Here is a 20,257-nt window from a genome sequence, read left to right as displayed (position 1 = left end):
TTTCCAGGTAGCGGTTCTACCAGGATAAGAACACTCTGGTACCAGTCTGCGTGACGGCGGACCCTCGATGTCATGACCACCCACACGCACACCGCGCCGGGACCGGCCGGCCTGGCACCCGCCGCGCCGGCCGCCCCGGCCCTGGGCCGCGCCGGGCTGCTGACCGTGCTGCTCGGCGCCGCCCTGCCCCTCGTCGACTTCTTCATCGTCAACGTCGCCCTGCCCACGATGGGCCACGACCTGCACGCGAGCGAGCCCGTCCTGGAGCTGGTCGTCGCCGGGTACGGCATCGCGTACGCCGTGCTGCTCGTGCTCGGCGGCCGGCTCGGCGATCTGCTGGGGCGGCGCCGGATGTTCCTCGGCGGTCTGGCCGCGTTCGGGCTGACCTCGCTGGCCTGCGGTCTCGCGCCGACGGCCTGGGTGCTGGTGATCGCACGGGTCGCGCAGGGCGCGGCGTCGGCGGCGCTGCTGCCGCAGGTCCTCGCGACGATCCAGGCGACGACGGAGGGCCCGCGCCGGGCCCGCGCGATGAGCATGTACGGGGCGACGGCGGGCCTGTCGATGGTCGCCGGGCAGGTGCTCGGCGGGGTCCTGGTCGCGGCGGACCTGTTCGGCACGGGCTGGCGCTCGGTGTTCCTGGTGAACGTGCCGGCGGTGCTGCTCGGCCTCCTGCTCGCCGCGCGCACGGTCCCCGAGACCCGCTCCGCGCGGCCCGAACCGCTCGACGGCCCCGGCACGGTGCTGCTCGCGCTGACGCTGACCGCGCTGCTGGCCCCGCTCACCGAGGGGCGGGCGGCGGGCTGGCCGCTGTGGACGTGGCTGTCGCTCGCGGCGACCCCGTTCCTCGCGTACGGCTTCTACGCGGTGGAGCGCAGGGCGGACCGCGCGGGCCGCACCCCGCTGGTCCCGCCGTCGCTGTTCCGGCTGGTCTCCCTGCGGCGCGGCCTCGCCATGATCGTGCCGTTCGCGCTCGGCTTCTCCGGGTTCATGTTCGTGATCGCGGTGGCGCTCCAGCAGGGCGCGGGGATGGGGCCGGTCTCGGCGGGGCTCGCGCTCGCGCCCATGGCGGCGGCGTTCTTCGTGACGTCGCTCGCGGGCCCGCGGCTCGTCGCGCGCTGGGGCACGCGGGTCGTCACGGCGGGCGGTCTGCTCCAGGCGACCGGTCTGCTCCTGATCGCGTTCGCCGCGTGGCGGACCTGGCCGGACCTGGGGGTGGCCCAGCTGCTGCCCGGGGCGGCCGTCGCGGGCGCGGGGCAGGCGCTCCAGCTGCCGATCCTGTTCCGCGTGATCCTCTCCGAGGTGCCGGCGGCGCGCGCCGGGGTCGGGGGCGGCGTGATGACGACGGCCCAGCAGGCGTCGATGGCGCTGGGCGTGGCGACGCTCGGCTCCCTGTTCCTGTCGCTCACCCCCGGCCTCGGCATGCGCGACGCGCTCCTGCTCACCCTCGCCGCCCAACTGGCCGCGGTGGCCCTGACGCTGGCCCTGAGTCTGCGCCTTCCGCGGACGATCCGCTGACCGCCTGGAGCGCGGCGGAGGTCACGGGGGCCGAGGTCGCGGTCGACGACGGCCCCTGGCCGTCGACCGCATGACAGATGACAGATATTGAAATCTGTCATCTGTCATGCGAAGGTGGAGACACCCCACCTAGGAGTTCTCATGACCCTCCCCACTCGCCCCCTCGGCACGACCGGCCCGCGCGTCTCCGCCCTCGGTCTCGGCTGCATGGGCATGTCCGCGCTGTACGGGGACGCAGACCGCGCCGAGTCGATCGCCACGATCCACGCCGCGCTCGACGCGGGCGTCACCCTGCTCGACACCGGCGACTTCTACGCCATGGGGCACAACGAGATGCTGATCGGAGAGGCCCTGCGCACGGCCCCCTCCGCGGCCCGCGAGCAGGCGCTGACCAGCGTGAAGTTCGGCGCCCTGCGCGACCCGGACGGCGGCTGGTCCGGATACGACGGGCGCCCGGCGGCGGTGAAGAACTTCGCCGCGTACTCGCTCCAGCGCCTCGGCGTCGACCACATCGACGTCTACCGGCTGGCCCGGCTCGACCCGGACGTCCCGGTCGAGGAGACCGTCGGCGCCGTCGCCGAGCTCGTCGAGCAGGGCCACGTCCGGCACATCGGACTGTCGGAGGTCGGCGCGGACACCGTGCGCCGGGCCGCGGCGACGGCCCCGATCAGCGACCTGCAGATCGAGTACTCGCTGATCTCCCGCGGCATCGAGGAGTCGATCCTGCCGGCCACCCGTGAGCTGGGCATCTCCGTGACGGCGTACGGAGTGCTCTCGCGCGGCCTGATCTCCGGGCACTTCACCCGCGACCGCGAACTGGCGGCGAACGACTTCCGCAGCTTCAGCCCCCGCTTCCAGGGCGAGAACCTGGCGCACAACCTCGATCTGGTCGAGCGGCTGCGCAAGATCGCCGAGCAGAAGGACGTGAGCGTCGCGCAGATCGCGATCGCGTGGGTGCTCTCGCGCGGCGAGGACATCGTGCCGCTGGTCGGCGCCCGCACCCGGGCCCGCCTCACCGAGGCGCTCGGCGCGCTCGACGTGACGCTCGACGCCGCGGACCTGGCCGCGATCGAGGCGGCGGTGCCCGCCGGCGCGGCGGCCGGTGAGCGCTACCCGGCCGCACAGATGGCACACCTGGACAGCGAGCACTGAGCCGCTCCCGGTACGGTCACTGCCATGGCACCGCCCACCGAGACCCTGACGCCCGAGCGCATCCTCGCCGCGACCGAGGAGGTGCTGCGCCGGCACGGCGCCGCGAAGGCGACCGTGGTCGACGTGGCCCGCGCGCTGGGGGTCAGCCACGGTTCGGTGTACCGGCACTTCCGCACGAAGGCGGAGCTGCGCGGCGCGGTGACCAAGCGGTGGCTGGACCGCACGACCGGCCTGCTCGCGGAGGTCGTCGCGGCGGACGAGGCTCCGCCCGCCAAGCTGCGGCACTGGCTCGAGGCGCTCTTCGAGGCGAAGCGGCACAAGGCGGGCGACGACCCGGAGCTGTTCGCCACGTACACCGTGCTGACGAGTGAGAACGGGGGCGTGGTCGACGCCCATATCGCCGAGCTCGTCGGGCAGTTGACGGCGATCCTCGCCGAGGGGGTCGAGCAGGGCGCCTTCGAGGCCCCCGACCTCCCCGCGACGGCCCGCGCCGTCTTCGAGGCCACGGCCCACTTCCACGACCCGGCCTACGCCCCCGAGTGGCCCCGCCCCGAGACCCGGCCCGCCTTCGAGGCCGTCCTCACCCTCGTCCTACGAGGCGTCGCCGCCTAGGGCCTTTCCCAGCCCTGCGCCCCTGAAGGCACACCCCGTGCGCCCCCAGGGGCGTCATCACGCGCACCCAAAAACGGTGGGTCGGCACATCAAGTGGGTCGGCACATCAAGCCCCTCCGGCGGTTGAGGAGCGGGGTCCGGGGCGGAGCCCCTGGGGGCGCGGGAAGGGGGCCCGCACGCAAAAGCCCCGGGCCCCCACATCGCGGGAACCCGGGACCGAAGCGCGCCGGAGGCGATCAGCAGCCGATGAGGCGCGCCGCGAGGTAGCCCTCGATCTGGTCGAGGGACACCCGCTCCTGCTTCATCGTGTCGCGCTCGCGCACGGTGACCGCGTTGTCGTCCAGGGTGTCGAAGTCGACGGTGACGCAGAACGGCGTACCGATCTCGTCCTGGCGACGGTAGCGGCGACCGATCGCACCGGCGTCGTCGAACTCGATGTTCCAGTGCTGGCGCAGCGCCGCGGCCAGGCCCTTGGCCTTCGGCGACAGCTCCGGGTTGCGGGACAGCGGGAGGACCGCGACCTTCACCGGGGCGATGCGCGGGTCGAAGCGCATGACGGTGCGCTTCTCCATCTTGCCCTTGGCGTTCGGCGCCTCGTCCTCGAAGTACGAGTCGAGCATGAAGGCCAGCATCGTGCGGCCGACACCGGCCGCGGGCTCGATGACGTACGGCGTGTAGCGCTCGCCCTTCTCCTGGTCGTAGTAGGAGAGGTCCTGGCCGGAGGCCTTGGAGTGGGCGGACAGGTCGTAGTCCGTGCGGTTGGCGACGCCCTCGAGCTCGCCCCACTCGCTGCCGCCGAAGCGGAAGCGGTACTCGATGTCAGCGGTGCGCTTCGAGTAGTGGGAGAGCTTCTCCTTCGGGTGCTCGAACCACCGCATGTTCTCCTCGCGCAGGCCCAGGCCGGTGTACCAGTTCCAGCGCTGCTCCATCCAGTACTCCTGCCACTGCTCGTCCTCGCCGGGCTTGACGAAGAATTCCATCTCCATCTGCTCGAACTCGCGGGTGCGGAAGATGAAGTTGCCGGGCGTGATCTCGTTGCGGAACGACTTGCCCATCTGCGCGATGCCGAAGGGCGGCTTGCGGCGGGAAGTCGTCTGCACCTGGCTGAAGTTGGTGAAGATGCCCTGCGCGGTCTCGGGGCGCAGGTAGGCGACGGAGCCGCTGTCCTGCGTCGGGCCGAGGTGCGTGGCGAGCAGACCCGAGAACTGCTTGGGCTCGGTGAAGGCGCCCTTGGTACCGCAGTTCGGGCAGTTGATGTCCGCGAGGCCGTTCTCGGGGAGACGGCCCTTCTTCTCCTCGTACGCCTCTTCCAAGTGGTCGGCGCGGTAACGCTTGTGACAGGAGGTGCACTCGGTGAGCGGGTCGGTGAACGTGGCGACGTGACCGGAGGCCTGCCAGACCTCGGTCGCCAGGATCACGGACGAGTCGATACCGACGACGTCCTCGCGCGAGGTGACCATGTAGCGCCACCACTGACGCTTGAGGTTCTCCTTCAGCTCCACGCCCAGCGGTCCGTAGTCCCAGGCGGCACGCTGACCGCCGTAGATCTCGCTGCAGGGGTAGACGAAGCCACGGCGCTTGCTGAGGCTGACGATGGTTTCGATCTTGTCGGCGGCCACGGTGCTCTCTTCATTACGACGACGGCGAGTGCGCTGGATACGCACTCCGGGAGCGAATGCTTCAGGTTACCGGCGCGGCCACCCCCCGAACCAAATCGGTTCCGGGTCCGGAGTCACCACAGAGTGGGACGAAGGTCTCGACGAGAGCTTGTTGACAATCGTTTCCAGTTTTGTTGAAAATGACTGTCATGAACGTACGCCTGCCCCGGCTCTCCGGCCGCCGACTCATATCCACCACCGCCGTCGCCGCGACGACCGTCCTCGGTCTGACCGCCCTGTCCGCGTGCTCCGCGACGAGCGCAGCGGACGGGAAGAACAGCGACGGCAAGCTGGACGTCGTCGCGTCGTTCTATCCGATGCAGTTCCTCGCCGAGCGGATCGGCGGCGAGCACGTCAGCGTCACCAACCTGACCGAGCCGGGCCAGGAGCCGCACGACCTCGAGGTCAGCGCCCAGCAGCGCGGCCGGATCGAGCAGGCCGGCGTCGCGCTCTACCTCAAGGGCCTGCAGCCCTCCGTCGACGAGGCGATCAGCCAGTCCGGGATCAAGACCAAGGTCGACGCCGCGTCGCTCACCTCCCTGGAGAAGCACGGCTCCGAGGTCGGCGGCCACGCCGAGGAGCACGACGAGCACGGGGAGCACGAGGGGCACGACCACGGCGGCGAGGAAGGCTCCGACCCGCACATCTGGCTCGACCCCGTGAAGTACGCGGAGGTCGCCCAGGGCGTCGGCAAGGCGCTGGAGAAGGCCGACCCGGACCACGCGGCCGACTACAAGAAGAACACCGCCGCGCTGGTCGCCGACCTCGGCAAGCTCGACCAGAAGTTCAAGGACGGCCTGAAGAACACGGACTCCAAGGTCTTCATCACCACGCACGCCGCCTTCGGCTACCTCGCCGAGCGCTACGGCCTCACCGAGGAGGCCATCAGCGGCCTCGACCCGGAGAGCGAGCCCAGCGCGGCCCGCGTCAAGGACCTCCAGAAGATGGCGAAGGCCGACGGCGTCACGACCGTCTTCTACGAGACCCTCGTCAGCGACAAGACGGCGAAGACCCTGGCCGGCGACGCGCACCTGAGGACGGACGTGCTCGACCCGCTCGAGGGCATCACGAAGAAGTCCAAGGGCGAGGACTACGTGCAGGTCATGGAGTCGAACCTGGCCGCCCTGCAGAAGGCGCTCGGCGCCAAGTGACGTACGGGACCAGTGACGCGAAGGGTGGCAGCGAGATGAGCGCGAACGACAGCGAGGCCCCCGTCATCGCTCTGCGCGGGGTGACGGCCGAGCTCGGCGCGCGCCCCGTGCTGCGCGGCATCGACCTGACCGTGCGCCGCGGCGAGGTCGTGGCGCTGCTCGGGGCCAACGGCTCGGGCAAGTCCACGGCCGTGCGCAGCATCATCGGGCAGGTGCCGCTCACCGGCGGCACGATCGAGCTGTTCGGCACGGCGCGGCGCCGGTTCCGCCAGTGGGCGCGCGTCGGGTACGTGCCGCAGCGCACGACGGCGGCGGGCGGGGTCCCGGCGACCGTCGCCGAGGTCGTCGCCTCCGGCCGGCTGTCGCGGACCCGCTTCGGCCTGATGCGCAAGGCCGACCGCGAGGCGGTGGCCCGCGCCCTGGACCTGGTCGGGATGACCGACCGGGCCAAGGACTCGGTGAACGCGCTGTCGGGCGGCCAGCACCAGCGGGTGCTCATCGCCCGCGCCCTCGCCGCCGAACCCGAGCTGCTGATCATGGACGAGCCGATGGCCGGCGTCGACCTGGCCAGCCAGGAGGTCCTCGCGGCCACCCTGCGCGAGCAGGTCGCCGCGGGCGCCACCGTACTGCTCGTCCTGCACGAACTGGGCCCGCTGGAGCCGCTGATCGACCGGGCCGTCGTGCTCCGCGACGGCTGCGTCCTGCACGACGGGCCGCCCCCGAAGGCCGTCGGCCAGCACGCGCTGCCCGGCCACGACCACGTCCACCCGCACACCGCCGCGGACGCCGAACCGATCCGTACAGGACTGCTGAGCTGATGGAACTCCTCGACTTCGCCTTCATGCAGCGGGCGCTGCTCGCCGCCGTCCTCATCGGCATCACGGCCCCCGCGATCGGCATCTACCTGGTCCAGCGCCGCCAGGCCCTCATGGGCGACGGCATCGGCCACGTCGCGATGACCGGCGTCGGCCTCGGCTTCCTCCTGTCCACCTCCCCGGTGTGGATGGCGATGGCCGTGTCCGCGCTGGGCGCGCTGGTCATGGAGCTGATCCGCTGGTACGGGAAGACGCGCGGCGACATCGCGCTCGCCATGCTGTTCTACGGCGGCATGGCCGGCGGCGTGATGCTGATCAACCTGGCGCCGGGCGGCTCCACGGCCAACCTCGGCTCCTACCTGTTCGGCTCGCTCACCACGGTCTCCCCGTCCGACGTGACCGCCATCGTGATCCTCGCGGCGTTCGTGATCCTGGTGACGGTGGGCCTGCGCCGGCAGCTGTTCGCGGTGAGCCAGGACGAGGAGTTCGCGCGGGTCACGGGCCTGCCGGTGCGCGCCCTGAACCTGCTCATCGCGATCACGGCGGCCGTCACGGTCACCGTCGCGATGCGCGTCGTGGGCCTGCTCCTGGTGTCGGCGCTGATGGTGGTGCCGGTCGCCGCCGCGCAGCAGCTGACCCGCAGCTTCAAGGCGACGTTCGTCATCGCGGTCGCGATCGGCGTCGTCGTGACGCTCGGCGGCACCGTGACCTCGTACTACCAGGACGTGCCGCCCGGCGCGACAATTGTCCTGCTGACCATCGCGGTGTTCATCGCGCTGACGCTGCTCGCGACGCCGCTGGCGCGGCGCCGGGCACGTGCGGCGGGAGCGGTCGCCGGGGATCCGGCGGAGTGCGCGATCCCCGCGCAGGCGCCCGAGAAGGTCTGACCCGCGCGCGCCGCCGCCTGGCACAATGGCGGCGGTACGCAGGTGGCAGGGACGTGAGGAGGAACCCGTGGCAGCCCCGGTTCGAGGCAGGTCGACCCGCCAGCGCGCGGCCGTGGCGGCGGCGCTCGACGAGGTGGACGAGTTCCGCAGCGCCCAGGAGCTGCACGACGTGCTCAAGCACAAGGGCGACTCGGTGGGCCTGACGACGGTCTACCGCACCCTGCAGTCCCTCGCGGACGCGGGCGAGGTCGACGTGCTGCGCACGACGGAGGGCGAGGCGGTCTACCGCCGCTGCTCCAGCGGCGACCACCATCACCACCTGGTGTGCCGCGTCTGCGGCAAGGCCGTCGAGGTGGAGGGCCCGGCCGTCGAGAAGTGGGCCGAGTCCATCGCCTCCGAACACGGCTACGTGAACGTGGCGCACACGGTGGAGATCTTCGGCACGTGTTCCGAGTGTGCGGGTGCCGCCACCGCGGGGTGACGTCGGCCGGTTCCGCGGCTGCGGCCCGGTGGGGCTTCTCGCGCAGTTCCCCGCGCCCCTGAAATGCAGACCCTTCGGGTCGCATTCCAGGGGCGCTGGTGACTACTTACCGCCGGCTTCCAGCTGAAGCAGCACCTCGTTGGGCGTCGCCCCACCGAAGCGGCGGTCGCGGGAGGCGTATTCGACGCAGGCACGCCACAGGTCGCGGCGGTCGAAGTCGGGCCACAGGACGTCCTGGAAGACCATCTCGGCGTAAGCGCTCTGCCACAGCAGGTAGTTGGACGTGCGCTGCTCGCCGCTGGGGCGCAGGAACAGGTCGACGTCCGGCATGTCCGGGTAGTAGAGGTACTTCGCGAACGTCTTCTCGCTGACCTTCGACGGGTCGAGCCGGCCCGCCTTCACGTCCTCGGCGATGGCCTGCGCGGCGTCGGCGATCTCGGCGCGGCCGCCGTAGTTCATGCAGAAGTAGAGGGTCAGCTTGTCGTTGCCCTTGGTCTGCTCCTGGGAGATCTCCAGCTCCTTGGCGACCGACTTCCACAGCTTGGGCATGCGGCCCACCCAGCGCACCCGGATGCCGAGTTCGTCGAGCTGGTCGCGGGTCTTGCGGATGAAGTCCCGGTTGAAGTTCATGAGGAACTTCACCTCGTCCGGGGAACGCTTCCAGTTCTCCGTGGAGAACGCGTAGAGCGAGATCGCGCCGACGCCCAGCTCGACGGCGCCCTGGAGGACGTCGAGGACGCGCTCGGCGCCGACCTTGTGGCCCTCGGTGCGGGGCAGCCCGCGCTCCTTGGCCCAGCGCCCGTTGCCGTCCATGACGATGGCCACGTGCTCGGGCACCAGCTCGCCCGGGATCTTCGGCGGCCGCGCGCCCGACGGGTGCGGTTCGGGCGTCTTGTACTCACGACGGGACCGTCCGAGGATTCCTCGACGTGCCATGTTCCGGGCCTCTCCCCTAGCTCAGCTTCAGCTTTTCTCTACGTAACGCAACGAGCGCAGACCGCGCTCCAGGTGCCAGTGCAGGTACGCCGACACCAGCCCGCTGCCCTCGCGCACGAACCGTGCCTCGCACGCGTCCGCGGTCTCCCAGTCGCCGGTCAGCAGCGCACCGAGCAGGTCGAGGGCCTGGGGTGAGGGTACGACGCTGCCCGGTACCCGGCAGTCGACGCAAACCGAGCCGCCGGCGCCGACCGAGAAGAACCGGTTGGGACCGGGCATTCCGCACCGCGCGCAGTCCCCGAAACTCGGCGCGTACCCGTTCACGGCGAGGGAGCGGAGCAGGAAGGCGTCGAGGATGAGGTGCGGCTCGTGCTCGCCGCGGGCGAGGGTGCGCAGGGCGCCGACGAGCAGCAGGTACTGCTGCACCGCGGGCTCGCCCTCATGATCGGTGAACCGCTCGGCCGTCTCCAGCATGGCCGTCCCGGCGGTGTACCGGGCGTAGTCGCTGACGATCCCGCCACCGTACGCGGCGATGGTCTCGCTCTGCGTGCACAGCGGCAGCCCGCGCCCGATCAGTTCGCTGCCCCGCGCGAAGAACTGCACGTCCACGTGCGAGAAGGGTTCGAGCCGCGCCCCGAACTTCGACTTGGTCCGCCGCACCCCCCGAGCCACGGCCCGCACCCGGCCGTGCCCCCGCGTGAGCAGCGTGATGATCCGGTCGGCTTCACCGAGCTTCTGGGTGCGCAGAACGATCCCGTCGTCACGGAAAAGACTCATCGCGCGCCCCCACGCATGTCCGGCCGGGGGTACGGGGGTCGCCCCCCGGAAGAAAACAGCATGATCCGGTCGGCCTCACCGAGCTTCTGGGTGCGCAGAACGATCCCGTCGTCACGGAAAAGACTCATCGCGCGCCGCCTCGGGCGCTGTCGTCACGGAACGGGGAAGTCATGTGTCCATTCTGCCTTCACGCGAAGGGCGGCAGCGGGGCCGACGGGTTCTTCAGCCAGGCCCGGGCCCGCTCGTGCAGCGCGGCCGGGAGCGAGTCGCTGAGGCCGGCGACCGTGGCGGACCGGAGCGAGTCGCGCCAGGCACGGTCCGCGTCGTACATGACCTGCGCGACCCCACAGGGCCCCTCGCACCGGTCGGCCGGTACCGCGCACGCGCCCCGCTGCCGGATCTCGGTGCAGACGAACGGCGGGGCCGAGCCCTCGACCGCCTCGACGACGTCGAGCACCGTGATGTCCTTCGGGTCGCGGGCCAGCCGGAACCCTCCGCGCGGCCCGGACGTGGCGATCAGCACCCCTGCCGCGGCCAGCGACTTGAGGTGCTTGGCGAGGTACGCGTCCGGCAGCCCGTAGTACCCGGCGAGGGTGGTGCGGGGCACGGCCGCCCCCGGCTCCGCCTGCACGAGCAGAACGCAGCAGTGCAGCGCCCACTCGACCCCTTGCGACAGCTTCATGGCCCCGAGACTACCGCTCGGACCACTTGATGGATATTCAATGTCGATGATATCGATGTACCTCATGGCCGACATGACCGAGGAAGCGAAGACACCGACGAAGACAGCGACGGAGGCGGCTGCCGCGCGGCCCTCCCCCGCCGACCGCAGGATGCTCGCGGTCGCCCTCACCGCGACGTTCATGGCGAGCTTCGACCTGTTCGTGGTGAACGTCGCGACGGAGGCGCTCCGCACCGACCTGCGCGCGAGCGACGCCGCGCTCGAACTCGTCGTCGCCGGTTACGCCCTGGCGTACGCGGCCGGTCTGATCACCGGCGGCCGGCTGGGCGACCGCTTCGGGTACCGGCGGATGTTCGTGACCGGCATGCTCGCCTTCACCGTGACGTCCCTGCTGTGCGGGCTCGCCCAGGACGCGGGCCAGTTGGTCGCCGCGCGCCTCGCGCAGGGGCTCGCCGCCGCGGTGATGGTGCCGCAGGTGCTGTCCCTGGTGACGGCCCGCTACCCCGCCGAACATCGCGGCCGGGCCACCGCCTGGTACGGGGCGACGGCCGGGCTCGGCTCGATCGCGGGGCAACTGCTCGGCGGGGTGCTGCTGCAGGCGGACGTGTTCGGGCTCGGCTGGCGCAGCGTGTTCCTCGTCAACGTCCCCGTGGGCGCCGCCGCGGCCCTGCTCGCCTTCCGCGCGCTGCCCGCCCTGTCCGGTGCCCGGCGCGGGTTCGACGGTCCGGGCGCGCTCGGCGTCACGCTCTTCCTGGCCCTGCTGCTGATCCCGGCGACCCTCGGCCGCGAGGCGGGCTGGCCGGTGTGGACCTGGCTCTGCCTGGCGGCCGCCGTCCCGGCCGGCTGGGCGACCTGGCGCCGGCAGCGGGCCCTGCGGGCACGCGGCGGCGAACCGGTCCTCGACCCCGCCCTGCTCCGCAACCGCCCCTACGTGACGCTACTCGTCGCCGTCGGCCTCTTCCAGACCTACTTCGGCGGCTACATGTTCGCCCTGGCCCTGCTGCTCCAGTCCGACCTGGGGCTCGGCCCGTTCACCGCCGCGCTCGTGTTCCTTCCGCAGGCCGTCCTCTTCAGCGCCGGAGCACTGGCGAGCGGGCGGCTCACCGCACGGTTCGGGTCGCGCTCCCCCCTGCTGGGCGGCGTGCTCGTCCTCGCCGGCCTGACCCTGCTCGCCGGCCTGCTCGCCCTGTCCGACAGCCCCGGAGCCGCGGCCCTCCTCCCCGCGCTCGCCCTCAACGGCCTCGGCAACGGTCTGCTGCTCCCGCCCCTCATCGGCGCCGCCCTGTCCCGCGTCGCGCCCACCTCCGCCGGTGCCGCCTCCGGGCTGCTCAACACCGCTCAGCAGGCCGCCGGTTCCCTCGGTGTCGCCCTGCTCGGGGCGCTCTGGTTCACCTGGGGCGCGGTACCGGTGTGCGCCGCCTCGGCGGCCCTCGCCGCCACCGCCTGCGTGCTCCTGCGGAGGACCCGGTGACCTAGGGCCGGCCCTAGGGGACCTCGCCCCGGCTGCGCCGGTTCGCGTACGTCGTCGCCGCCCGCAGGCGCTCGTGGGTCGTCGCCTCCCGCAGCACCTCGGGCGGACAGTCCCACTCCCGCCCGCCCCCGTACGGCCGCAGCTGTACGTACGGGCCCTCGTGCCCCATCACCCGTCCCACCTGACCGGTGCTCGTGTCGACCGCGTACGAACCGATCGGTGGCTTCATCGCGCTGCGCTCCTGTCGTCCGGGCTTGCGAGGAGGACGGCGGCGAGACGGGACGCCGCGTCAACCGAACAACGCCCCAATTCCACCAATGGACACGGGGCACTCCGTGCGATTGACCCGGGATCCAGGCCCAGCGACGGCAGCACAATTCCGACCCTCGCGAGTGCGGCTCGCACATTCTCCACCGTTTCCTCGGCTTCCTCCACGCACCGCGCGGCATGGTTCCCGTTGCCCTTCACGTGGCTCCCCTTCCCGATTCGATTTCACGCTTCGCACCTCAACGGTGGCGTCGCGTCTCTACAGTGGGGAAGGCTCTGTGCACTACAACTGCGGGGCTGCACCTGGGGGTTGGCCATGGCCAATGGTTCGCGACAAGCGGCGTGGGAGTTCTTCGGACTCGAACTGAAGCGGCGCCGCGAGGACGCCGGTCTGACCCAAGTGGAGTTGGGCTTACGCGTATTCGTTTCCGGCGGCTACATCGGACAGTTCGAACAGGCAATTCGCAAGCCGCAGTTGGACGTAGCCCAGAGGATTGACGAGGCGCTGCAAACCGACGGTATTTTCGAGCGGATGTGGCGCCAGCTCATCGATGATCGCCGGTATGCGGAGTATTTCGCCGCCGCCGCAGAGCTGGAGAGGCTGGCGACCGTGCTCTGCGACTTCGAGCCGTTCGTCATCCCCGGTCTCCTCCAGACTGCCGAGTACGCCCGGGCGATCACCCTCGCCAGTAATCCCTTCGCCCCCGAGGGGCACATCGAGGAGATCGTCGCGGCTCGGCTGGAACGCGCCCAACTCCTCCGGGGTGAGACCCGCCCCCTGTACTGGGCGATCTTGCACGAGACAGCCCTGCGCGTGCCGGTCGGGGGCCCGGCCGTCATGGCCCGGCAACTGCGGCAGCTCACCATGCTGTCCCGTGAGCGCCACGCGCTGGTGCTCGTACTGCCGTACACGGCCGGCGCGCATGCCCAGATGGGCAAGTCGCTGCGGCTCATGGAGTTCGCGGACGCTCCCCCAACCGCCTATACAGAGGCGGTGTATTCGGGGAACCTGCTGGACGATCCGGCAGTAGTGAAGCGGACACGGGCGGCTTACGATCTGCTCAGGGTCGCCGCGCTACCGCCGGAGGCGTCCCTGGCCCTGATCGAATCGGCGGCGGAGGACTACGAGCGATGCGCGAGTACGACCTGACCGGTGCCCACTGGCGCAAGTCCACCTACAGCGACGGCGACGGCGGCAACTGCGTCGAAGTGGCGTACGACTTCGAGGGCGCCGCCCGCTGGAGGAAATCCACGTACAGCGACGGGAACGGCGGCGACTGCCTGGAGGTCGCCGACGGAGTCCCCGGCGTCGTCCCCGTCCGGGACTCCAAGGTCGCGGGCGGGGACGTCGTCGTGATCGGGGCCGCGGCGTGGGCCGCGTTCGTGGACGGGGTCAGGCGGCCTTGCTGAGCGCGTCGAGGCGGTTGGACGTGTGCCAGATCGCCTCGGCCGCGAGGACGTTGGCGAGGAGCACCATCCAGCCCCCGGGTTCGAGCACGGACCGGATGTCGTACGCGGGGTTGTCGTCGTCGATCGTCACCCCGAGCGTCATGACGATCAGGAAGATTCCCATGAGCGTCAGGACGACGGTCCAGATGGCCGCGCCGGCCGCCGCCACGCCGGACCAGGCCCGGTAGTCGGAGTCCGAGGACAGCCGCAGCAGATACAGCAGGCCGCACACGATCAGTACGGCCGTGCCGAGGACGCCGACCGGTACGACCGCCCAGTCCGAGGTCACGCCGGGGATGCCGCTGGCGTACGACCGCCAGGGGTCCGCCCAGTCGAAGGACCCCGTCACCTGGGAGACCTGCTGTCCCGTGGAGTCGCTGGTCCATGTCTCGGTCATGATCGGATTGGCCGAGGCGATGAAGAGGACGATCGCCGCGAGCGCGAGCTTGAACAGGTGGACGGCGACGACGCCACCCGTACGCCCCGGGCCCTTCGGTTCGGGCGGCACCGGCGGCTTCGCGACCTTGGTCGGGGCGGGGACCGGCGGTTCCAGATCGGCGGCCCGGGCTTTCATCGCGTCCCGCAGGCGCAGCTCGGTGGCCTCCCGGGTCTTCGGCACGTCGCGCGGTCGCGGCACGGTGACGGCGGAGGACGGGTCGTCGTCGTGCCGTGCGAGCGTGCGCAGCGCCGCCGTGCGCTCCTGAATGGCCTCGCGCGCTCCGCTGACCCGCATCCAGGCGCCTGGGCCGAGGTCGTCGCCGAGTTCCCGCTCGCAGAGTCCGAGGATCTGCGGGGCGGGCGGCCGTTCGGCGGGTTCCTTGTCGAGGCAGGCGGTCAGCAGGTCCCGTAGGGGCGCGGAGCGGATCGCCGAGAGGTCGGGGTCGTCGGCCACGATGCGGTGGGCGACGCCCCATTCGTTCTCGGCGCCGAACGCCTCCTGGCCCGTCGCGAGGAAGTACAGCGTGGAGCCGAGGGCGAAGATGTCGGACGGCTCGCCGACGGCGCGGCCCATGGCCTGCTCCGGCGACATGTAGAGCGGGGTGCCGACCCGCGTGGAGTGACTGCTGTACGTCACGGACTGGGTCAGCGACTTCACGATGCCGAAGTCGATGACCTTGGGGCCCGTCTCGTCGAGCATGATGTTGCCGGGCTTGAGGTCGCGGTGCACGACGTGCGCGGTGTGGATGTCGGCGAGGGCGTGGGCGATGCCCCAGGCCAGCAGCAGCACCTGCGGCGCGGGCAGCGGGCCGCGCTCGGTGACGAGGTCGCGCAGGGTGGGCCCGGCGACGAACCCTGTGGCCAGCCAAGGCTGTTCGGCGTGCGGGTCCGCGTCGAGGAGCGGCGCGAGGTGGGCGCCGCGGACCTTCTGCGCGGCCCGCACCTCCCGCTCGAACCGCTCCCCGAACTCGGCGTCCCGCGCGAACTCGGGGCGGATCACCTTCACGGCGGCCGGGTGCCCGCCCGGCGAGAACGCGATGAACACCTGTCCCATCCCGCCCTCCCCCAGCCGTGCCACCGGCCGGAAGTCCCCCAGTTCCGCCGGGTCCTGCGCCTGTAGCGCCGTGAACCGGAATGCCGCCTTGGGCATGCCGTCCCCCTTTGTTCTCCGTCGTCACCCGTTGCCGTGCCGCAGCTCTGTCCGGAAGAGGTCCGCGACCCGCTCCCAGGACTGGTCCGCGGCCACCTTGTCGTACGTGTCGTGCCCTGGGAAGAAGAACGCGTGCGGCGCTTCCTCGTGGACGGTGATGTCGTGGCGGACCCCGGCCCCGGTGAGGGCGGTGCGGGCGGCCTCGACCTGGGCGGCGTCGATGATGTGGTCGCGTCCGGCGTAGAACAGCGCGACGCGCGTGCCGTGTTCGGCGATGCGGTCGGTGTCGTCGAGGAGCGGGGCGGGCCGGCTGAGGGCCGTGCCGGGGGTGGCGAGCCAGCCGGGGTAGTAGATCGCGGCGGCGGCCAGGCGCAGGCGGGTCGCGGCGAAGTAGGCGAGATGGCCGCCGAGGCTGAAGCCGAGGATGCCGGTGCGGCCGGCGGCGCCCGCGTGGGGCCGCGCGTGGTCGGCGGCGGCGCGGAAGTCGGCCTCGACCTCGTCGCGGGTGAGCCGTCCGACGAGGTCGAAGGCGTGGGCGCGGTTCGCGTCGGAGCGGGCGAAGCCGTCCCGGGACGCGGGGTCGGTGCGGTGGTAGAGGTTCGGGACGACGGCGACATGACCGAGGGCCGCGACCTGGCGGGCGACGGCCCGGATGTCGTCGTTGAGGCCCCAGAGTTCGCCGCCCAGGAGGACGACCGGGTGGTCGCCGGGCTCGGCGGGGCGGGCCAGGTACGTGGTCATGCGGGTCGGCGCGCCCGGGACCGGGATGTCGGCCGTCTGCGTGAGGACGGCGGCGGTGCCGGGTGTACGGGCTTCACTGGCGGGTTCTTCTGCGTGCGTCACCGTCGCAGCGTGCCTCGAACACCGGTTCCCTGGCGGGGATTTGACCTGATCCAGAACCGGTCGGGGCCGCCGCGTCGCCCCCGTCCGGGGCTGCGAGGCCGCGGGCGGGGGCGGTGACACGGGCCGGGCGGGTCTACCAGCCCGGGCCACCCTGGTGCTGTGCTCCGCCCTGGTACTGCGCGCCGCCCGGGTGCTGCCCGCCGTACGTGGGGCCCGCACCCGGGGCGTACGTGCCCGGCGGATACGGGTGGGCCTGCTGCGGCGGCTGGGCCTGGGCGCGGGCGTCGTGGTGACCGGCCTGGTACGCGGCCGGGCCGCCGGCGCCCTTGGCCCGGGCGGCCTCCTGCTCGGCGGCGTTCATCCAGCGGTCCACGCGCTGCCGCATCGGCATGATCATGCCGCCGCCCACGCCGACGATCAGGATGCCCGCGACGGTGGCGAGGATCGCGTAGAGCACGGGCTGGGTGACCGTGGTGGCGATGCCGGCCTGGCCGAGCGCGGCGATGACGCCGAGCGCGACGACGGCTCCCCACAGGACGCCGGCGACCGTGTGCCCGTACGAGGTGCCGGCCAGGGCGCCCGCGGTGATGGAGCGGACGGCGTTGGCGACGGCCATGGCGACGACGACGAGCACGACGGCGACGACGGCGCGGGGCAGCCAGGCGACGAGGCCGTTGATCATGTCGCTGACCGGGTTGGGCCCGAAGGTGCCGAGGGCGAGCTGGAGAATGATCAGCATCAGGGCCAGGTAAACGATTCTGCAGACGAGTCCGGTCAGATCGAAGGACGCGCCCTTGAGCAGCTTGTCGGCGCCCGCCGAGCGGGCCAGGCGCTCGGAACCGGCCTTGCGCAGGACCCGGTCGAGCACGTTGCGGATCACCTTGGCGACGAACCAGCCGACGACCAGGATGGTCAGGAAGGCGGCGAGCCGGGGGACGAACTGGGCGACCTTCGACCAGGCATCGTTCAGCCCCTGGGTGAAGTCGATGGACAGGGCGGTCATCAGAAACCTTTCTGCAACTCCGGGTGCGGTATCCGCCACCGCTAACGCGGCGGCTCCCGGATAGACCCGGCGGGGCCGTGCCCTTGAGCCGAAAGGGTGATGCGCCCGCCCCTGCCCCGAAGGCCTGTTCGCCCGTCGCCCGTCGCCCGGGAGAGGCCGGGCCGGGTGCTCGCGACGGGGTGTGTCAGGGGGCCGCCCACCCCGGACGGACGCCCTGCGCGTGTACCGCGGACCGATCAGCTGGGGGTGCGGGCCGCCGCCAGGAGCAGTTCGGAGACCTCGTCCGTGCACATGGTGAGGGCGGCGCCGACGGTGCCGAGGACATCGCGCTCGGCGGCCGAGTACGGGCCGTCCGCGAGGGCGATCCGCGCGCCCTGGGTCAGGATCGACTCCCGTCCGGCGGGCGCGAGGTGCGCAGCGATCGGGTCGAGCGCCTCGTGCAGCTCGATGGCGAGCCCGGCGCCGGATCCGGCGTGCTCGGGCAGCCGGCCCGCGTCGGTCACCAACGCCTCGACGAGCGCGGCGAGTTGGACCTCGGAGCAGTCGTCGAAGCCGGCGCCGCGCAGGATGCCGACGGCACACTCCAGGGTGGTGCGGGAGGCGGTGCCGCCGGTCGCGAGGACGGCGAGGACCACGGTGTGCACGGCGTCGCGGAGCATCGCCGAGAAGCGGTGCGTGGTCGGGTGGTCGAGGGCGTCCATGCCGAACCGGTGCTCGCAGGCGGCGCATTGGACGACGGGGCCGGTGTGGCCGCGCGGCACGAGCGGGACGCCGAGCACGGTGAAACGGCGCCGGCCGGTGCGCCGCTGATAGTTGCGGTCGCCGCCGCAGCCCGGGCAGAAGAACTCCCCGTCGCCCACGGTGGTCCAGGTGGTGTGCACGCCGAGTACGCGCGTGAGCCCGGTTCGCCGTGTTTGTCCCAGCTTCGGCAGCACGTGCACACCTCCGTAACGGCGCCGCAACATCGCGACGCTGGCGTGATGTTAGCCACATCACCGAGGCGGCGTCAGTACCTTGGTCACGACGGGATCACGGCGAACAGACGTCCTGGCCGAGACATGACGCGGCCCCGCACGCCGACAAAAGGTGCACGGGGCCGGGAAACGCCAGCTCAGAGGAGTCAGCGGGCGGCGCGGTTCACCGCGGAGACGACGGCCTTCAGCGACGCACGTGTCGTATTCGCGTCGATGCCGATGCCCCACAGGACCTTGTCCTCGATGGCGACCTCGATGTACGAGGCGGCGACGGCCGAGGCGCCCTCGCTCATCGTGTGCTCCTGGTAGTCCAGCAGGCGGGCGTCGACGCCGATGGCCTGCAGCGCGTCGAAGAACGCGGAGATCGGACCGTTGCCCGTACCGACCAGGATCTGCTCGGTGCCGTCCACCTCGGCCTCGACCGTCAGGCGGTCCACGCCGTCGGTGTCGGTCGTGGTCTGGCCCGTCTTGACCTGGATGCGGCCCCACGGGTTGCCCGCGTTGGGCAGGTACTCGTCCTGGAAGACGTTCCAGATGTCCTTCGGCGTGACCTCGCCGCCCTCGGCGTCGGTCTTGGCCTGGATGACCTTGGAGAACTCGACCTGCATGCGGCGCGGCAGGTCCAGCTTGTGGTCGTTCTTCAGGACGTACGCGATACCGCCCTTGCCGGACTGCGAGTTGACCCGGATGACGGCCTCGTAGGAGCGGCCGACGTCCTTCGGGTCGATCGGCAGGTACGGGACGGCCCACTCGATGTCGTCGACGGTGACGCCCTTGGCCTTCGCGTCGGCCTCCATGGCGTCGAAGCCCTTCTTGATGGCGTCCTGGTGGGAGCCGGAGAAGGACGTGTAGACCAGGTCGCCCACGTACGGGTGGCGCGGGTGGACCTCCATCTGGTTGCAGTACTCCCACGTGCGACGGATCTCGTCGATGTCGGAGAAGTCGATCTGCGGGTCGACGCCCTGCGAGAACAGGTTCATGCCCAGGGTGACCAGGTCGACGTTGCCGGTGCGCTCGCCCTGGCCGAACAGGCAGCCCTCGACGCGGTCGGCGCCGGCCATCACGGCCAGCTCGGCCGCCGCGACGGCGGTGCCCCGGTCGTTGTGAGGGTGGACCGACAGGACGACGTGCTCGCGGCGGGACAGGTTGCGGCCCATCCACTCGAAGCGGTCCGCGTGCGTCGACGGGGTCGAACGCTCCACCGTGGCGGGCAGGTTGAGGATGATCTCGCGGCCCGGACCCGGCTGGTAGACGTCCATGACGGCCTCGCAGACCTCCAGGGCGAAGTCCAGCTCGGTGTCCGTGAAGATCTCGGGGCTGTACTGGTAGCCGAACTCGGTCTCGGGGCCCAGCAGCTTCTCCGCGTACTCCATCACCAGGCGGGTGCCGTCGACGGCGATCTGCTTGATGTCGTCCTTGGAGCCGCGGAAGACCACGCGGCGGAAGACGGGAGCGGTGGCGTTGTACAGGTGGACCGTGGCGCGCTTGGCGCCCTTCAGCGACTCCACCGTGCGCTCGATCAGGTCCTCGCGGGCCTGGGTCAGTACGGAGATCGTCACGTCGTCCGGGATGGCGCCCGGCTCCTCGATGATCGAGCGGACGAAGTCGAAGTCGGTCTGGCCGGAGGCCGGGAAGCCGACCTCGATCTCCTTGTAACCCATCTTGACCAGCTGGTCGAACATCCGGCGCTTGCGCTCGGGCGACATGGGGTCGATCAGGGCCTGGTTGCCGTCGCGCAGGTCCGTGGAGAGCCAGCGAGGAGCAGTGGTGATCCGCTGGTTCGGCCAGGTGCGGTCGGCGATGTCGACCTGCTCGTACTGACCGTACTTGTGGATGGGCATGCGGCTGGTCTGCTGGCGGTTCGCCATGATGCGGGGCTCCTCAGAGGGTGGCCGGTAAGGCGGCCGACGGCGCAACGCCAAACTCCGCGGGGAGGGGGTCGGCCTCGACTACAGGCCCTCGCCGCGGCAGCTAAGGAGAAGCAGCCCGAATCGCA

At 71.4% G+C, this 20,257-nt stretch carries 20 protein-coding genes; 10 read left to right on the top strand and 10 right to left on the bottom strand.

The window, feature by feature from the left end:
* Positions 1 to 72: 72 nt before the first annotated feature.
* The 3 genes from IAG42_RS24155 to IAG42_RS24145 all read left to right on the top strand — a co-directional run bounded on the left by IAG42_RS24155 (position 73) and on the right by IAG42_RS24145 (position 3,279).
* Entirely contained in the window at positions 73 to 1,515 is a 1,443-nt protein-coding gene (locus tag IAG42_RS24155) for an MFS transporter (RefSeq protein ID WP_188339054.1), read from the top strand.
* 141 nt (positions 1,516 to 1,656) lie between these two features.
* Positions 1,657 to 2,667 carry an aldo/keto reductase gene (locus tag IAG42_RS24150; RefSeq protein WP_188339053.1) on the top strand — a complete coding sequence of 337 codons (1,011 nt, stop codon included), beginning with the start codon at positions 1,657 to 1,659 and terminating at the stop codon, positions 2,665 to 2,667.
* A 24-nt stretch (positions 2,668 to 2,691) separates the two neighbouring features.
* Positions 2,692 to 3,279, top strand: a complete 588-nt coding sequence (locus tag IAG42_RS24145) for a TetR family transcriptional regulator (protein WP_188339052.1) — start codon at positions 2,692 to 2,694, stop codon at positions 3,277 to 3,279.
* Between the two features lie 236 nt (positions 3,280 to 3,515).
* Here the strand turns inward: IAG42_RS24145 and IAG42_RS24140 are convergent, their stop codons facing one another.
* A complete protein-coding gene (locus IAG42_RS24140; protein ID WP_188339051.1) occupies positions 3,516 to 4,898 on the bottom strand; it encodes a glycine--tRNA ligase in 1,383 nt (460 codons plus the stop codon).
* 188 nt (positions 4,899 to 5,086) lie between these two features.
* On the opposite strand from IAG42_RS24140, the gene IAG42_RS24135 reads away from it, so the two are divergent.
* From IAG42_RS24135 to IAG42_RS24120, 4 genes are read left to right on the top strand one after another with little or no spacing between them, the layout of a single operon-like run.
* On the top strand, positions 5,087 to 6,088 hold the full coding sequence (locus tag IAG42_RS24135) for a metal ABC transporter substrate-binding protein (protein ID WP_188339050.1): 1,002 nt from the start codon (positions 5,087 to 5,089) through the stop codon (positions 6,086 to 6,088).
* Positions 6,089 to 6,123: 35 nt separating this feature from the next.
* Positions 6,124 to 6,906: a metal ABC transporter ATP-binding protein gene (locus IAG42_RS24130; protein ID WP_188339049.1), complete on the top strand. Its 783-nt coding sequence runs from the start codon at positions 6,124 to 6,126 to the stop codon at positions 6,904 to 6,906.
* A complete protein-coding gene (locus IAG42_RS24125; protein WP_188339048.1) occupies positions 6,906 to 7,790 on the top strand; it encodes a metal ABC transporter permease in 885 nt (294 codons plus the stop codon). Before IAG42_RS24130 ends, IAG42_RS24125 begins: the two co-directional genes overlap by 1 nt.
* A gap of 25 nt (positions 7,791 to 7,815) precedes the next feature.
* Positions 7,816 to 8,271 carry a Fur family transcriptional regulator gene (locus tag IAG42_RS24120; protein WP_394811242.1) on the top strand — a complete coding sequence of 152 codons (456 nt, stop codon included), beginning with the start codon at positions 7,816 to 7,818 and terminating at the stop codon, positions 8,269 to 8,271.
* Positions 8,272 to 8,373: 102 nt separating this feature from the next.
* Here the strand turns inward: IAG42_RS24120 and IAG42_RS24115 are convergent, their stop codons facing one another.
* The 3 genes from IAG42_RS24115 to IAG42_RS24100 all read right to left on the bottom strand — a co-directional run bounded on the left by IAG42_RS24115 (position 8,374) and on the right by IAG42_RS24100 (position 10,666).
* Positions 8,374 to 9,207 carry an isoprenyl transferase gene (locus tag IAG42_RS24115; RefSeq protein ID WP_188339046.1) on the bottom strand — a complete coding sequence of 278 codons (834 nt, stop codon included), beginning with the start codon at positions 9,205 to 9,207 and terminating at the stop codon, positions 8,374 to 8,376.
* A gap of 27 nt (positions 9,208 to 9,234) precedes the next feature.
* On the bottom strand, positions 9,235 to 9,984 hold the full coding sequence (gene recO, locus IAG42_RS24110; RefSeq protein ID WP_188339045.1) for a DNA repair protein RecO: 750 nt from the start codon (positions 9,982 to 9,984) through the stop codon (positions 9,235 to 9,237).
* 187 nt (positions 9,985 to 10,171) lie between these two features.
* Positions 10,172 to 10,666: an RrF2 family transcriptional regulator gene (locus tag IAG42_RS24100; protein WP_188339044.1), complete on the bottom strand. Its 495-nt coding sequence runs from the start codon at positions 10,664 to 10,666 to the stop codon at positions 10,172 to 10,174.
* A gap of 40 nt (positions 10,667 to 10,706) precedes the next feature.
* Between IAG42_RS24100 and IAG42_RS24095 the strand changes: the two genes are divergently transcribed.
* Positions 10,707 to 12,137: an MFS transporter gene (locus IAG42_RS24095; RefSeq protein ID WP_188339043.1), complete on the top strand. Its 1,431-nt coding sequence runs from the start codon at positions 10,707 to 10,709 to the stop codon at positions 12,135 to 12,137.
* A gap of 13 nt (positions 12,138 to 12,150) precedes the next feature.
* On the opposite strand, the gene IAG42_RS24090 is transcribed toward IAG42_RS24095, so the two are convergent.
* A complete protein-coding gene (locus IAG42_RS24090; protein ID WP_188339042.1) occupies positions 12,151 to 12,366 on the bottom strand; it encodes a hypothetical protein in 216 nt (71 codons plus the stop codon).
* A gap of 354 nt (positions 12,367 to 12,720) precedes the next feature.
* On the opposite strand from IAG42_RS24090, the gene IAG42_RS24085 reads away from it, so the two are divergent.
* Together IAG42_RS24085 and IAG42_RS24080 are read left to right on the top strand one after the other, a co-directional pair.
* The gene (locus tag IAG42_RS24085; protein ID WP_188339041.1) at positions 12,721 to 13,554 is read left to right on the top strand and encodes a helix-turn-helix domain-containing protein; all 834 of its coding nucleotides are present in this window, start codon (positions 12,721 to 12,723) and stop codon (positions 13,552 to 13,554) included.
* Positions 13,536 to 13,814, top strand: coding sequence for a DUF397 domain-containing protein (locus tag IAG42_RS24080; RefSeq protein ID WP_188339040.1), 279 nt, complete (start codon positions 13,536 to 13,538; stop codon positions 13,812 to 13,814). The genes IAG42_RS24085 and IAG42_RS24080 overlap by 19 nt, the downstream gene beginning before the upstream one ends.
* Here the strand turns inward: IAG42_RS24080 and IAG42_RS24075 are convergent.
* The 5 genes from IAG42_RS24075 to leuA all read right to left on the bottom strand — a co-directional run bounded on the left by IAG42_RS24075 (position 13,798) and on the right by leuA (position 20,129).
* Entirely contained in the window at positions 13,798 to 15,441 is a 1,644-nt protein-coding gene (locus IAG42_RS24075) for a serine/threonine protein kinase (RefSeq protein WP_188339039.1), read from the bottom strand. The two genes, IAG42_RS24080 and IAG42_RS24075, sit on opposite strands and share 17 nt — an antisense overlap.
* A gap of 24 nt (positions 15,442 to 15,465) precedes the next feature.
* A complete protein-coding gene (locus IAG42_RS24070; protein WP_188339038.1) occupies positions 15,466 to 16,284 on the bottom strand; it encodes a dienelactone hydrolase family protein in 819 nt (272 codons plus the stop codon).
* Between the two features lie 133 nt (positions 16,285 to 16,417).
* Positions 16,418 to 17,287, bottom strand: coding sequence for a mechanosensitive ion channel family protein (locus IAG42_RS24065; RefSeq protein ID WP_188339037.1), 870 nt, complete (start codon positions 17,285 to 17,287; stop codon positions 16,418 to 16,420).
* 236 nt (positions 17,288 to 17,523) lie between these two features.
* Positions 17,524 to 18,222, bottom strand: a complete 699-nt coding sequence (locus tag IAG42_RS24060; RefSeq protein ID WP_384616963.1) for a tellurite resistance TerB family protein — start codon at positions 18,220 to 18,222, stop codon at positions 17,524 to 17,526.
* A 185-nt stretch (positions 18,223 to 18,407) separates the two neighbouring features.
* Positions 18,408 to 20,129 (bottom strand): 2-isopropylmalate synthase, encoded by a 1,722-nt coding sequence (gene leuA / locus IAG42_RS24055; protein ID WP_188339035.1) that lies wholly within the window; start codon positions 20,127 to 20,129, stop codon positions 18,408 to 18,410.
* Between the last annotated feature and the right edge of the window lie 128 nt (positions 20,130 to 20,257).

The sequence above is a fragment of the Streptomyces xanthii genome (genome assembly GCF_014621695.1).
In the GTDB taxonomy this organism is placed as follows: Bacteria; Actinomycetota; Actinomycetes; order Streptomycetales; family Streptomycetaceae; genus Streptomyces; species Streptomyces xanthii.
Note: the sequence above shows the minus strand (reverse complement) of the source record. Positions and strands in the feature narration are given on the sequence as shown.